This window comes from Coleofasciculus sp. LEGE 07092, assembly GCF_015207375.1.
GTDB lineage: Bacteria > Cyanobacteriota > Cyanobacteriia > Cyanobacteriales > Coleofasciculaceae > LEGE-07092.
Genome location: NZ_JADEWY010000146.1, coordinates 1 through 15,216, shown reverse-complemented (window position 1 = coordinate 15,216; position 15,216 = coordinate 1). Strand labels below are relative to the sequence as shown.

The following is a 15,216-nucleotide window of genomic DNA, read 5'->3' as shown; positions in this document are numbered from 1 at the left end:
GGGGAGCAGAGGAGCAGAGGAGCAGAGGAGCAGAGGAGCAGGGGATAAATTGACTTGTTGTCCATCTTCCCCATCTTCCCACTCCCCACTCCCTATTCCCCATTCAACTAAAATTCTCGATCGCAACAGGTTCTACAGGTTCTGCCAACTCAAAACCGAAAATCCGAGAATAGAAATACAACTCCGCCTCTAAGGTACGCTTGATAGTCTCGGCACGGCGGAACCCGTGCTGTTCTCCCTCATAGGTGACATACGCCACGGGCAACCCCTTGGCTTTCAAGGCGTTTACCATCATTTCGGCTTGGTTCGGGGGTACAACTTTATCTTCTAGTCCTTGAAAGAAAATGACAGGACAGGAAAGTTGGTCAGTAAAATGAATAGGCGATCGCTCTTTATAAATATCTTGGCGTTCCGGGTAAGAACCAACCAACCCATCTAGGTAGCGAGACTCAAACTTATGAGTATCCCTTGCCAATATCTCTAAATCGCTGACACCGTAGTAACTCGCACCTGCCTTAAAGACATCTCGAAAGGTGAGGGCGGCTAGGGTAGTATAACCCCCTGCACTACCTCCAGCGATCGCTAAACGTTCCTCATCTACCAATCCTTGCTGGGCGAGGTACTTCGCACCGTTAGCACAATCATCCACATCCACAATACCCCACCGCTCCTTAAGTCGCTGGCGATACTCTCGCCCGTAACCGGTACTACCCCCGTAGTTAACATCAAAGAAGGCAAAGCCACGACTCGTCCAATATTGAATCTTTAAGTTAAAAGTACTCGAAGTCGATGCCGTTGGACCTCCGTGACTTTTAACAATGAGCGGTGGCTTCTCTCCAGCAGGCGCTTGGTAATCTTTATTTTGCGGTGGATAGAAGATACCATAGGCAGTCAGACCATTTTCAGTCGGAAATGCGATCGCTTGCGGTGTAGATAGATATCCTTTATCAATCTCCAATTCAGTCGATTGGCGCAATACTTCTATCTCTCGGGTTGCCAAGTCCATCTGCACCACAGCCGTTGGTTCTGTTGCCGAACCCCCAATAAATGCTACTCGACCTTCTGCAACCTGCACTGATGAAATAGTAGTGTAAGGGGTTTCGATTTCCTCAAATTGTTTAGTTTGAAGGTTGAGACTCCCTAAATGCCAGTCGCCCTCTTGAGTGTAAGTGCAGATGAGGCGATTAGCCGGGTGGAACCTGAGCGAAGTCGAAGGTTCCACCCCATAGGTAGACATCCCAAATACCCACTGTGGCAGACCAAATTCTGCTGTCCTTTCCAACAGGGGTTCTATCTCTCCTGATTGCCAGCAGTAGAGATTCCACCATCCTGTCCGGTCTGAAATAAAGTATAATATACCATCCGGCGACCACTCCGGCTGAAAAATTGATTCATTCACCCCACCAGCAACACATATTGCTTCACCCAACGTCCCATCTGCCTGAATCGGAGCAACCCAGAGTTGTGTGCTATCCCACGGCATATTAGGATGATTCCAACTCAGCCATGCTAGTTGCGAGTTATCAAGACTCAGGCGCGGCGAGGAGTAGAAGTCACTCCCAGAGGCGATAACTTGGATATCGTCACCCTTGTCGAGATTAATGCTAACCAACGTGTTTACGGGTTCGCGCCCTTCTTGAGTGTAATCTTCGCGCACACAGAGAAGCCGTTGCCGTTGCGAGTCAATTACAGCATCGGCATAAGAACACTTAGCTTCTGGGGTTAGGGGTTGCGGTTCGGAGTCGGGGGTTTGTTGGTAGAGGCGTTGGTCGGCAAAGTTCGAGAAGTAAACAGTGCTATTTTTTATGGTAAAAGCACCGCCACCGTATTCGTGAGCACGGCTGCGAACATTGAAGGGAGATGGCGTTACGTCGGTTATCTTGCCATCGGGTGTTCGTCGTACAATAACATTTCGTCCGGCTTCCTGGGGTCGCCCTTCAATCCAGTAGGTATCCTCACCATCGAGAGCAATACCACCTAACGCAATCGTGCCAGCCACAATTAGGTCAGCGGTAATGGGAGATTTCCAGGAACCGTAGGGGGAAATTTGGGGTTGTGCCATAAGTATTCTTCTAGGAACTTCACTCAACTATGACAGACTGAGTACAAATTCTTAGTTGAATTTTGAAATAGTTTGCTCCGTAAGGACTTGTTATGGATATCACTGCTGCCCTTACTCCAGACTCCGTATATTTACGGTACTACCTTCAATCTTACCAACAATATCGATAAGGTAGGCAGAAATTAGTTATGCTAAAGCTTTGAGCGAGCGATCGTTTTTGGGTTGTGATTCAAATACAGCGCTTTATCGCCGTTCTAGAGACCAAGCTGGCTGGATCTTGATGTTATAAAATACACTCTACTATACACTAAGCTTTATGAAGCTTTGATGAAGAAAATCGTTTTTTTATAAAGATTCAGTAAATCTTCGGAAAACCTCTTTCCAATCCCACACGATTGAGTGTAAAGTCACAGAACAACTCAAGAGTTAGTATCTACCTAGAGACAGAAATAAGGCGGACATTGAGACAGGGTTTCCACTTGTCTTAATGGAAAACTGTAAACCTTGATACTGCAATATCCAGGTTTTTAAACCCTGTCTCTAGCCGCCAGTTTATTAAGATTTAGTATTCTTCTTACTGGCTTATACTAACTAATTCCTTTAAGTTTTGTCAACTTTACAAAAACTGGGAGACTTTTAGTATGAACCGTCAAAGTGCATTCGCTGTCGCTTGTGCCGTTAGCGCTACTGCTGTTTTGGGAGTTGGTGCGAGTCCGGCTGAGGCGTTTACGCTTCAACCAGGGGCAACAATATTCACTACACCAATCTCACTAGATAAACTCATAGGAACTAACAATGCGTTCCAGGTTGATGATAAAATTTTTCACGATTTCGTCTTTCAGACGGCTTGCGCCGGACCTGGAAATCTAACCTGTGATGATATTGTCAATCTACCTCCAGCAGATCGCCCAGTAAGTCCGCTCTTTCCCTCGCAAGTCACGGTTGGTCCTAGTGAAAATCAAATTAATCTAGCAAGTGGTATTGGTCTGTTTCTAAACGATGATTGGCGAGCTGATCCAGGTTGGGTGTACGATCTTGCCTTTGGATTTGACGTACATGTTGTTGAGGATTCAGATCAGTATATTAAGGATGCTCATCTCAAAATCGTGGGGAATGATACCGGGACAATATCCATTATTGAGGATATTAGCGATCCAATCTCCGGTGCTGTCCTTGCAAAATTGTCCGCTAGTGAAAATAAAACTGTCGATTGGGCAGAGTTTGAACCCGTCAAAAAAATACGTGTACTCAAGGATATTCAGCTCCGAGGTACAAATGGGGAAAGGGCAGAGTTTTCAATTCTGATTCAAGAGTTCTCTCAAACTGAAAAAACACCCGAACCTGGTACAATGGCTGGTCTGCTTGCAATTGGCTCATTGAGCATCGGTGCAATGCTGAAACGGCACTTTGCCAAGAAAGCCTAAATCTTAATCTAAGCTACATACAACAAATCTGACAACTCAGTAGCTGGAATCCTCCCGCCGTCAACCACCCAGTTGGTAGGGCGGATTTTTTTGTGAATCATTAAATTAGTTACCACTTACCAATCGAGTAGGCTACAGTTTTTGTAATTTTGTAACATCGTAATCAAACAGCTACCCCACCTGCAACTGAACGGAAAGGCACAATAGAAAACAAATGCGCCCATAACCTGCCCAATGAGCTATTGCTTGAACCCCTATTGCGATCGCCCTGATAACCCAGACGATACTCTATTTTGCCGAAGTTGTGGCACGAAGCTGTTACTCAAAGAGCGTTACCGCAGCCTAACACTTATTGGACAAGGAGGATTTGGTCGAACCTTCCTGGCAGTCGATGAGGATAAACCTTCCAAACCGCCCTGTGTAATTAAGCAGTTTTTTCCTCAATCCCAAGGCACTAATAACGTTCAGAAAGCTGCATCACTTTTTGAACAAGAAGCGGTGCGCCTCGATGAATTGGGCAAACATCCCCAGATTCCGGAACTCCTGGCTCATTTTACCCAAGATAACCGCCAATATTTAGTGCAGGAGTTTATTGACGGACAAAATTTAGCCCAAGTGATGGCAGTAGAAGGGGCGTTTCGAGAGCCTCAGATTCGAGACTTACTGCATAATTTGCTACCGGTGTTGGAGTTTATCCACTCTCGCAATATTATTCATCGGGATATTAAACCCGAAAATATTATTCGTCGGAGAAAAGAGAATGGAGATAACTCGTTCCCGGAATCAGAACATTCAGAACAACTGGTTTTAGTTGATTTTGGTGCTGCCAAATATGCAATGGGTTCTGCCTTACTCAAAACCGGCACCTCTATTGGTACTCCAGAATACATCGCCCCTGAACAAGCAAAAGGAAAAGCGGTTTTTGCCAGTGATTTGTACAGCTTGGGAGTGACGTGCATTCATCTACTCACTCAAATTTCTCCCCTGAAGCTCTTTGATACAGGTGAAGATGCCTGGGTGTGGCGATATTATTTAGCAACGAATTCAATTACTCATGAATTAGAGCGTATTTTAGATAAACTACTCCAAAATGCAACTAACAGACGCTATCAATCCGCAGCAGAAGTTCTCGACGACTTGCATCGGCAGCCTATTGTCTTAACAATGCCTGTTCAGTCTGTTACCCCTTTACCGCCAGATGCAACAGAAGCAACGACGGTACTATTACCCTCTTCCCCAACGGTTAAAAAATCCCTCAACTGGATAAAGGTAGATACTCTCAAAGGACATTTCGGTTCGGTGGAGTCAGTCGCTATTAGTCCCGACGGACAGATACTTGCCAGCAGCAGCGCTGACCAAACGATAAAATTATGGCAGTTGCAGGATAGGCAAGAATTATCTACACTCAACGGTCATGTCGAGAGGGTTAATTCGGTTGTTTTTTGCCCAGATGGACAAACCCTTGTTAGTGGCAGCTATGACCAAACGATCAAGATTTGGCAGGTGAGTAATGGGCAAGAAATTCGTACCCTTCAGGGTCATACTAAGTGGATTAGTTCCCTGGCAATTCATCCAGATGGTGAGATTTTAGCGAGTGGTAGCAGTGATGGAACGATTAAACTTTGGCAGTTAGAACAAGGTAGGGAACTGTATACGCTCAAAGCTCATACTAGCTCTATCAATGCAGTAGCTATCAGCCCCAACGGACAGATACTTGCCAGTGTCAGTGGGGATGGAACTGTTAAATTATGGCAGTTGAGTACTGGAGAAGAACTCTATACCTTTGGTGACGGCTTGCTGTTGCGTCTGGGTTTTTTTTGCTCAGTGGCATTCAGTCTGGATGGGCAAATTCTTGCTGGTGGCAAAAGTGATGGGACAATCAAACTGTGGCACCTGCAAGAGAGGCGGGAAGTTGGTATTCTTAAGGGTCATACTGAGAGAGTTCGTACTGTGGCATTCAGTCCAGATGGGGAAATTTTAGCCAGTGGCAGTATGGATAAAACCATCAAAGTTTGGCATTTAACGGAACGGCAGGTATTTGCTACCCTTAAAGGTCATGCTTGGGAAGTTTACGCTCTGGCATTCAGTCGGGATGGGCAAACCCTGGTGAGTGGCAGTATGGATAAAACTATCCAGATTTGGGAGGTTCGGGGCTAGGGAACCCTTATTTTTCGACTTGTTGAGAATCCCCAGGTTGTAAATGTAACACGTAAATATTACATAATCCGAAAGCATTCCCTGCCATTCTAGATCAAGTGTTTGATAGGGACTCGTTTCAAAATGTTTTACAGTGCTGGTTTTGAGACTTTCGTTAATCAGGGTTAACTACCGCTACTTACCACAAAATTAGCAAAACTCAGTTCATTAATTTTATTCCACTGATAAACTTGATTGCGAAAACTTTTCCACTGTTCATAAATGTCTTTGAACGTCTTATCTTTTCCAGCATTCTCCTCGTACAACTCAAAGGATGTCTTTTGAGCCGCCTGCATAATCTCTGGAGAATAGGGAGTTAGCTTCACCCCCTTGGCAACCAACCGTCCTAAAGCTTCCCGATTCAACGCATCGTACTGAGCCAGCATATTGATATTGGAATCTATCGCTGCATTTTTAAAGATTTCCTGATACTCCTTCGGCAATTTTTCCCACTCTGATTGATTAACCTGCACCTCAAAAGTCGATCCAGGTTCCCACCAACCCGGATAGTAATAAAACTGCGCTGCCTTATTCAAACCCAACTTCTCATCATCGTAAGGACCCACCCATTCGGCTGCATCAACAGCTCCCCTATCCAGCGCTAGGTAAATCTCACCACCGGGTAACACTTGAACATTCACCCCCAAACGGGACATTACTTCTCCACCCAAGCCAGGAATACGCATCTTTAAACCGTTAAGATCAGCAACGGACTTGATTTCACGCTTGAACCAGCCTCCCATCTGAGCACCAGAGTTTCCAGCCGGAAAGTTAATCACTCCGAAGTCAGAATAAAGCTTTTGCATAGCCTCTAAACCACCACCATAGTACAGCCATGCATTTTGCTGTTGGGCATTTAACCCAAAAGGAACAGTGGTTCCAAACGCGAGGGCTGGATTTTTACCGATGTAATAATAGCTAGCGGTGTGTCCGCACTGAACCGTTCCCGCTTGCACCGCATCCAGAACCTGCAAACCTGGAACAATTTCACCCGCAGCAAACGGCGTAATGGTAAAACGCCCTTGTGTCATTTCACTCACCCGTTCGCAGACTCTTTTCGCCCCCCCAAAGATAGTTTCTAAAGAATTGGGCCAGCTTGTTGCCATCCGCCACCGAACAATTGGTTGGTCAGCGGTTTGAGCCACTGGCGCTCTAGCTGGGCTACAAGCGCCCAAAACAGTAGCACTGCTTGCACCGATAACAGCATTCCCTACAAATTGTCTGCGTTTCATGAGTGTTTATCTTTAAATTTTGTCGTAGTTGCTGACCAGGTTGTACTATAATTTGTTCGAGAATTAGTTGCATAATCTTTAAAAAACTTAACTTAATAAACCTTGGCTCCCACAGCTTACCGCCAGCCGAACCAGCGCAATACAGGAACTAATAGGTAATAACTGACTCCCAGCCAGAACCCTACGGTAACACCTAACAAGCCAAAAAAAGCCACACTATAGATGAAATCTGACACAGTGGCAGTGGAAAAAGAAAAAATATGAACCAGATCATCGGGAGGCAATACCTGCAACCAAACCAACCCCCCAAAGACAGCACTGGTTCCTGCTGCTGCCACCAACCCATGAACCAAGTAATGACTAGGCAATCCCAACCCTAGTACCATGAAAGCAACTGTAACGGCAGTCACCATAGCCAGCAACCCATCTGCTGTTTTATAAGACACCGATGCCTTCCAAACCAACCACAACCCTTTCAACCCCACGGCTGGCACAGAAGACACCGATACTTGCCAAATAAACCAGCCAAGGCTGTAGCCGAGAATGCCCGTTATTCCCGCAATCAGCCGCCGCTTTTTCTGACCAAAACCTCCAGCTTCTGTTAAACCCCAAGCCGTACCCAAGCCAGCACAAGCAAATAACAGCAGTTCGCGCCACACGACGATGGGAATTTCTGGCAGAATCTGCGACCAGTGTAACGAGAGCAATGCTGCAAAGCGATCGCCGACTACTGTCCAGTTAATCAAGGCAAATCCAGCCGCTGCCCCCAGTGCTGCACCGATTCCCCCGAGTGCCATCTCCCAAGTAGTATCTAAACAGGCAAGGACAATACTGGTAACTAACCGAAACACGAAACGAACTAAACCCGTGATACCTTGACCACAAGTTGCGATCGCACCCGTCGATACTTCCTTTGCTGTTTCTGTCGCTTTCGTTAGGGCTTGCGAGAACGAGGGTGCTGGTGAAGCAAACTGCCGTCTGGCTCGAGAATAGGGAACTAAACGCTGCTGAATGTCAGCCGCTGTAGTAGGTCGCTGTTGGGGGTCAAGGCGTACCATTTCATCAAGCAAGTCAGCCAATGTCGGACTCACTGCCACGTGATTACGCCAGCGAAACTCGCCGGTTTGCGGGTCTTCTAAATCGGCTAAATCTTGACCCGCCAGCAACTGAATCATTGTCCGACCCAGTGCATAAAAATCCGCCGCAGGTCCGACTGCTTCACCTACAATCTGCTCGGGCGGACTGTAACCCGGAGAAATCAACCGCGTCGAATGACTCTGAAACTTGACAGGCATAGAGCCAATTTGTTTGGCTCCCCCAAAATCAATCGCCACCAACTGACCCGTTCCCTCCCGTAGCATCAAATTCGAGGGCTTAAGGTCGCGGTGAATAATCCCTAAATAATGTAACTCTTGTAAAATTTCTGCGGCTTGGTAGATCCAATCGAGTACTGAGTTCTCCGGACATCCCTCAGGATAGTCGTTCAGTACGTCCTGCAACGTCTGACCGTTAATTTTTTCCATCACCAGACAGGGGAGCAAGCGCTCGGGAGGATTGCCCAGATTTACCAAAAAATAACTATTTGGCTCCACCTTTGGAACCCCTGGATGCTTGAGGCTTACCAAAACGGCAGCTTCTTGCTCAAACAGTTGCAACGCCTTAGGCGACATTTCCACCAACACTTTCAGTACCTTTTCGGTCTGCTCCTGCAAATCCCAAACGGTATAGATAGCCGCAAATCCCCCTACTCCCAACCGCTGGAGGGGAACGTAGCGATTGTTGAGCTGGAGTACTGCTCCACAGCCGCTACAAAACTTATTGCCCCAAGGTTGAGGAAAGGGACGGGGGCAATCGGGATTAATACAGTGAACCGATTGAGTAACTGACTGGGACACAACTACCACGATACACGATGCCCCTCGATTCTACAGAATCCAGCTAGATCAGTGCCGCGAAAATTTCCCACCAGTTTTTTACTCCCTACTCCCTACTCCCGTTCGGACTTCGGCGTGACCCTTCGACAGGTCTTAGGCGGAGACGCTCAGTGTTCACTGAGGCTTCTCGAAGTGTCGAACGCTGACGCTCACGGCAAAAGCCTATTCCCTACTCCCTATTCCTCTATATTTCTGCCAACCTTTTCTCAAGGTTGTTCTACAGAAGACAATGGGGATTCTTCCTTAGACAATGAGGATTCTTCCTTAACCCGGCGGATAGGAAGGTTCGCAATCAGCGCTGTTGCCCGTTGACTGCTTTCTAGGGAGAACTCCGACCCATCTGGGTCAATTTCAACGTATCGGGAAACAACCTCCAAGATTTCCTTGCGCATTGACTCCAACATCTCTGGAGTGAGGTCAGCACGATCATGGGCAATCACGACTTGGAGGCGGCGCTTGACTTCCGCCCGACTGTTGCTGGCACTCGTCCAGGAAAAAAGTCGTTCTAGAAGTTCGCTAATCATGGGGCTTACAGGGATGGTGATTCACAACGGGACAGGCAAGAAGGATGACAGGGTTGATAGTTCACAACCACATCTTAACTGCGGAACATACGGCGGATGCGGTTAATCAGGTTGTCGTGTTCTGCCATCAGGTCAAGAAAAGGAATTCTGTCACCTTCCAAGCGCCGAGCGATGTTTTGAATGGTGATTCCAGGCAGGGAGAGGTTTTCTGAGAAGGCTAAGGGTTCGCCCCGATTGCTGGAGACAATTACCCGCTCATCGTCAGGAACAACCCCAATTAGGGGGATGGCGAGAATTTCTTGGACATCCTGAACCGACATCATCTGATCGGCTTGTACCATTGCTGGCTTGAGGCGGTTGACAATGAGATTAATGCGCTTGATCCCTTGGGCTTCTAATAATCCGACTACTCGGTCAGCATCCCGCACGGCGGCAATTTCTGGGGTTGTGACAATTAGAGATTCTGAAGCTGCTGCGATCGCGTTTTGAAAGCCCATTTCAATTCCGGCTGGGCTGTCAATCAAAACGTAATCGTACTTTTCGGCTAACAGAGTGATCAGCTTTTTCATTTGGTCGCGGCTAACCGCTTCCTTATTACGGGTTTGGGCAGCCGGCAGTAATACGAGTCCGTCCTGTCGCTTGTCTCTAACTAACGCCTGATCTAAGCGGCATTGACCCGCCAAGACCTCAATCGCTGTGTAAACCACTCGATTTTCCAGTCCGAGCAGCAAATCTAAGTTTCTCAGACCAAAATCGGCATCAACGAGTGCGACTTTACGACCCAATTTCGCGATCGCCACTCCCAAGTTAGCAGTCACAGTAGTTTTACCCACCCCTCCTTTACCGGAGGTGACAACAATAATACGACTCATGAATTCAACGACAAGTGGGTCTTAGAAAAATCAGTAGCTCTGGCAATACGAATACCTTCCAGCGTCACGTAAGCTACTTCAGGATGAAACTGAGTGGGTGGCGTCTCCGGTGCTCTCGCTACAGCATCAGCAATCCGAAGCTGAGTTGGCTCCATTTTGAGTGCCATAATTCGACAAGACCGATTGCCACTAGCCCCAGCATGAGCAATTCCCCGCAGACTTCCCCAGATGAGAATATCTCCTGCTGCAATTACTGCGCCCCCCGGATTTAAGTCTCCTAATATAACAATAGTACCAGGATGCCGAATCTCAACCCCCGAACGCACAGTCATTTGCAAGTATAATGGCTCTGCCAGCAAATCGGTGGATTGAGTCGGGGTTTGATTTAAAGAATAAGTCGGAGATTGTTGTTCTACCGAGTAACCAGCAGTGGCAGCCGCAACTGCTGTTTGTCGCCTGCTTGTGTAAACCCGTGATAGTTGTAACTGCACCTCACTCAATGCATCAGCGATCGCTTGTAACTTCAGTCCATCCAACAGTTGGTCACTCGCCATTAAATGCACGGTTGATTGAGCTTGCCAAAAGCGATCGCCTGCATTGAGACGATGTTTAAGCTGTTCCCAGAGGTCAGACCAACTGGCAGCACCGGGCATTTCTACAGTCGGTGGCAAGATTAACAGCAACCGTTCCCCTTCCCGTTTCAAGCGGACTTGGACGTGGCAATCTACTGCTGAGTTGCTTGGGGTAACAGTTGACACGGATGATTGTTCGGCAGGATCAGAAGTCATGCAACAAAAGGTTAACGGTCGGCAAACCGACTAATCTAATCGACATCGTACCTTATGAGCAATGGTATTGACTTGCTATATTCTTTCCCTAGCCGCAGTATTACCGTAAAGCTTTCTGGAACCAATTACTAACAAGGGTTCCCCTGCATTATCCGGCAGATTAAGCTCTGGTGGGTCCCTAGGATCATTCGGTTGACGCAGAAAGTCCGTTACGAAAACCACTGGACGCAGACTATCCCAATACTCCTGCAACTCCTGTTTCGTCAGTGCATAATCGGCACGGGAACCGGGAAAACTAGGCGGAATGCGATTGGAACCGCCATCTAGAAGAACCATAACGATGCGATAAGCTGTATCGTTTTTGCCTCTAGCCCAACCCACAGGTAGTCTGGAATCCTGAGTCATTCCAGGAATTTCTGCAAGCTTGTCATTGTTATTGAGGTTCAAATAGTAGCTCATCGCGCCAGCAGCTCCCAACTCCCGCGAGCCCTCAAACGTCCATAGAGTTGTTAGCCCTAGGCAGGAGTTTGCCGCTTGTATTAGTGCTTTTGAAGAACGGATGTATTGGTAGGCAGTAAAACCGTAAGTTATCGTGATACAGGCGATCGCTAAACCAACAAATAGACCAACCAGGGATAGAGTTGGACGGTTTGCCAGCAGTAAGCTTCCACCCCCTAGCAGTCCCAACCCCAAGGCTAGAGCGATCGCTACAATCAGAGAACCCACTGTAGAAGGAAGTTGGGGTAGTTTCTCAACTAGACTAGGGAGCCATAACGCCCCACTACCAACTCCCACGCCTAATATACACAACAGAATCCCGATTGCCACGCGCTCTTTATGGTACGAATATTCCTGGCAGCGCGACCACCAACCCGCGCACAATACAATAAGGGGCGGAACGGCTGGTATACTATAGTACACTAAGCGAGAAGATAGAGGCAGAAAGAGGAGAATAGGACAAGCCCCAGCAATCGCTAATAGGATTATCCCCTCACTGCGATGTTGGGCTGAAGGCAGTGCCTTACCTCTGCGTCCTTGCATCCAATCCTGCCACGCCGAACGGATAGCACCTGGTAGCAGTAACGTCCAAGGCGCACACCAAACTGCTGCGATCGCTAAATAACCCCACGCACTCACTTTAGAAACGTCATAATCGGGGGGCCAGCGAACATCAGCGATTCGCTTGAAATGTTCGTTAACTAGAAAATAGTGAAGAAAGCCTGGATTAGCTCGTTCCACGGCAATAACCCACGGCAAGACTACAGCTAGCATTACCCCCACTCCCAAAACGGGGCGTATTTCCTGAAAAATTGCCCAATTCCGGCGGCTTAATGCTAAACCCAAACAACCCAGGACAGGAAACACCAGCCCCAATAATCCCTTTGACAGCAGGCACAACCCCAAAAGTAAATACAGGGAAAAGAAATAGCGCCAACACTGTGGCTCCCACGACAACCGCCATAAACAGTAATAGATGGCTAACAACAGCGTTGCCAGCAACACATCAATCAAAAGCTGATGGGTGAATAAGAACCATCCCAAAGCAGTACACAGCATCAGTGCAGCCGCCCGTCCTGCCGGAGGATTCCATAGCTCTCGCGCCCACTTCCAAGCCACCACTGCTCCCATCCAACCAGTTAAAGCTAATGGTAATCGCGCCGTGTATTCTGTCACCCCAAACAGGGAATTACTCGTGGCAATCAGCCAGTATAGCAGTGGCGGTTTGTTTAGATAGGGCGAACCGTTCAAGGTGGGGGTGATCCAATCGCCCCGTAGTAGCATTTCGTAAGCAACACCTCCAAAGTGCCCTTCGTGAGGCTCATAAAATGCATAGTTTCCCAGACCAAATGTCAAAATGAGTAGTCCTGAGACTAACGTAACAAGGTCAGTCCAATGGAGGGCTAGGGAGGATGAGGTAGTTTTTAGTTGATGGGCATACATCTACATCAGAAGCAGCGACGTAAATACTAGATGTTATAACAAGTTGCTGTCGCTAAGGTAATTAACAGAAATTCCCACTCCCCCCTCCCCACTAGGACAGTTTAGGGATGATTGTTAGAAGCTTCTAACAGTTATCCTCAGTCTGGTTAACCAGACTATTTTCTCAAGTTCACCCACTTACAGGTACTACCCCTTCGATGAGTGAAAGAACCTCACTGCGGCTGAGTTTCTCTTTGCCGAGTGCAAGAGCATTCAGAGTACCATGAGCCAGAGCTAGGGGAATTCTGCAAAAGTCTAGTGCAGGTCCGGGAGGAAGGGCATTGGTGTAGGCATCGGCAAGGGCTAGATTGCGACGAGAATACGGATGCATCTCATCAACACTCCAACCGTCTGGGAAGAAGTCTATCCCTCGCGTTAAATCGTCGCTACGATTGCGAAGAATGTTAACGGCTTGCAAACCTCGACCAAACCCAATTCCCTGAAGGCGGTTGGTTTGAGTGCCATCGTACCACGCCCACAAATCGGAGAGTAACAAGCCCACTGCACCGGCTACTCCAAAGGTGTAGCGGTTTAAGTCAGCTTCGGTCTGAATTTCCCAATTTCTGTCTGCCCAGTATGCCATTCGGTCTGCCATTGCCGCTGTCGCATCCCAAACCCGAGGAGCAATTGTTGCAGGTGGTAGTATTGCCCATTCTCCTAGCCGAACCGTGACTTCCTCAAGCCGAGTCTGATTCGTACCCCAATCTATCGAAAAGTCTTCAACAGTGAAGTTCTCAACGGCTGCCTGTAAGCTTAGGCTAATTGCCCGTAACAACTTTGCCTTGGTTGGATTATCTAATCCTGGATGATCCTCGATTTCATCAATGGCACGCATACACAGATAAGCAGATGCCACAGCTTCCTGTAGTTTCGATGGCAAACGACTAATAGGGATGTAAAACGTCCGACTGGTTTCTTTGAGCACTTTTAGTGCATCTTTACACGAATTCATCCATTCACCTCCTCACCTAAACTAGGGCTTTAGCATACCGCTCTTCAACTACCCCAACTTACTCCGCTTCGCCATAAGGCTCTGCTTCGTTGAAGTTGGGGATTGTATCTATCGAAAGAGCGCAGTTCCGAATACCTCGAAAGGCGTTCGGCTTTACCTTCATCCGACGACACATCGGCACTTCGGCTTCGCTCAGTGCTAGGGACGGCTGAAAAACGCCCCGTACTCTCCCAGTCTTGCCGAGAGAGCAGCACTCTAAGTGCAACATTCCTAGCTCCTCGTTCCGCTTTAGTTTTGTGCGCGATGACTTGTATGTTGCCCCAACTTGTCGAGGAACGTTACAAGCCATCTGTGAGGGAAGTTTAAACTGCTCTGGCAGCGTGTAATAAACTTCCTTCTGGATCTTGGTGCCGTTGTAGATTTTACCCATCTCAAAGGCGACACCGGAGGTGTAATTTAGCGCGTCCCTATATGCCAAAGAAGTCACCCGGAGCTGTTCTTTTTGCTCCTGAGTGACTTCTAGTTTTAATTTAGTGGTTAGGGTTTGCTGCATGATAGCTTCACGAACTGATTGTAGGGTAACACTATCGTGAAATAATGGTAAGGGGTTTGAGCAAAGGTGGTATCTTAATATACACCATCAATAAGCGGTAGCGTGGTAGCTCCCGTTTTGTAAACGGGGGCGGAAAGGCGGCACGGCAAATTTATTTGCCGACTACTTGTTGCTGTGATGTGGGTCATTAATGTAAGCCAGAATCACGGCTGTTGACACCTTGCCTGTGGTGTCGTGGAAATACCCCCTCGTCCACATGGAGGGCATTCTTTTTAGGTGGGGATACTTTCCTCTTAGCAAGTAGGACGAGCGTCCCTTAAATGCTTTTACAACTTGCGCTATCGAGTGGTCGGTATCGTATTCGACTAGCAAGTGAACATGGTCTGGTGCTATCTCTAGTGCCTTGATGAACCATCCCTTCTCTACGGCAACATCATTCAGTATTTTGTAAAGGTCACTTTTTACCTCCCCTATTAGCACGGAGCGCCTGCGCTTAGGTATCCAACAAAGGTGTACCGTGGCACAACCTATACTGTGAGGGTATCTACGATATTTTCTGTCAGCTAAACTCGCTGTTGTTGACGCCATTTTTCTGCTTGTTGACATTGTTTCCTTTTCAGGCTAATTTAATCAAAAGGTCGATGTCAATTAGTTTTAGCGTTCAACATCAGTCAATTCCAGTTATATGGCAAAAAGCAC

12 protein-coding genes are annotated in these 15,216 nt (G+C 47.5%); 2 read left to right on the top strand and 10 right to left on the bottom strand.

Going from position 1 to position 15,216, the window contains the following annotated elements; genetic code table 11:
* Window positions 1-103 precede the first annotated feature (103 nt).
* The gene (locus IQ257_RS25310) at window positions 104-2,062 is read right to left on the bottom strand and encodes an alpha/beta hydrolase family protein (protein ID WP_193879254.1); all 1,959 of its coding nucleotides are present in this window, start codon (window positions 2,060-2,062) and stop codon (window positions 104-106) included.
* 641 nt (window positions 2,063-2,703) lie between these two features.
* Here IQ257_RS25310 and IQ257_RS25305 point away from each other — a divergent pair.
* Together IQ257_RS25305 and IQ257_RS25300 are read left to right on the top strand one after the other, a co-directional pair.
* Window positions 2,704-3,486: a PEP-CTERM sorting domain-containing protein gene (locus IQ257_RS25305; RefSeq protein WP_193879252.1), complete on the top strand. Its 783-nt coding sequence runs from the start codon at window positions 2,704-2,706 to the stop codon at window positions 3,484-3,486.
* Between the two features lie 234 nt (window positions 3,487-3,720).
* The gene (locus IQ257_RS25300) at window positions 3,721-5,643 is read left to right on the top strand and encodes a serine/threonine-protein kinase (RefSeq protein WP_193879249.1); all 1,923 of its coding nucleotides are present in this window, start codon (window positions 3,721-3,723) and stop codon (window positions 5,641-5,643) included.
* A 164-nt stretch (window positions 5,644-5,807) separates the two neighbouring features.
* Here IQ257_RS25300 and IQ257_RS25295 read toward each other — a convergent pair whose 3' ends face one another.
* From IQ257_RS25295 to tnpA, 9 genes are all read right to left on the bottom strand, one after another.
* On the bottom strand, window positions 5,808-6,914 hold the full coding sequence (locus tag IQ257_RS25295; protein ID WP_193879246.1) for a TRAP transporter substrate-binding protein: 1,107 nt from the start codon (window positions 6,912-6,914) through the stop codon (window positions 5,808-5,810).
* A 116-nt stretch (window positions 6,915-7,030) separates the two neighbouring features.
* Window positions 7,031-8,809, bottom strand: a complete 1,779-nt coding sequence (locus tag IQ257_RS25290) for a serine/threonine protein kinase (RefSeq protein ID WP_193879243.1) — start codon at window positions 8,807-8,809, stop codon at window positions 7,031-7,033.
* A gap of 245 nt (window positions 8,810-9,054) precedes the next feature.
* A complete protein-coding gene (minE, locus tag IQ257_RS25285; RefSeq protein WP_193879240.1) occupies window positions 9,055-9,372 on the bottom strand; it encodes a cell division topological specificity factor MinE in 318 nt (105 codons plus the stop codon).
* Between the two features lie 74 nt (window positions 9,373-9,446).
* Window positions 9,447-10,244 (bottom strand): septum site-determining protein MinD, encoded by a 798-nt coding sequence (gene minD, locus IQ257_RS25280; RefSeq protein WP_193879237.1) that lies wholly within the window; start codon window positions 10,242-10,244, stop codon window positions 9,447-9,449.
* Window positions 10,241-11,032, bottom strand: coding sequence for a septum site-determining protein MinC (gene minC, locus IQ257_RS25275; RefSeq protein WP_193879234.1), 792 nt, complete (start codon window positions 11,030-11,032; stop codon window positions 10,241-10,243). Before minC ends, minD begins: the two co-directional genes overlap by 4 nt.
* Window positions 11,033-11,107: 75 nt before the next feature.
* On the bottom strand, window positions 11,108-12,886 hold the full coding sequence (locus tag IQ257_RS25270) for an ArnT family glycosyltransferase (protein ID WP_228061017.1): 1,779 nt from the start codon (window positions 12,884-12,886) through the stop codon (window positions 11,108-11,110).
* Between the two features lie 256 nt (window positions 12,887-13,142).
* Window positions 13,143-13,964, bottom strand: a complete 822-nt coding sequence (locus tag IQ257_RS25265) for a squalene/phytoene synthase family protein (protein ID WP_193879229.1) — start codon at window positions 13,962-13,964, stop codon at window positions 13,143-13,145.
* Window positions 13,965-14,022: 58 nt separating this feature from the next.
* Entirely contained in the window at window positions 14,023-14,517 is a 495-nt protein-coding gene (locus tag IQ257_RS25260) for a hypothetical protein (protein WP_193879226.1), read from the bottom strand.
* Between the two features lie 162 nt (window positions 14,518-14,679).
* Window positions 14,680-15,105 (bottom strand): IS200/IS605 family transposase, encoded by a 426-nt coding sequence (gene tnpA, locus IQ257_RS25255; protein WP_193882699.1) that lies wholly within the window; start codon window positions 15,103-15,105, stop codon window positions 14,680-14,682.
* Window positions 15,106-15,216 lie beyond the last annotated feature (111 nt).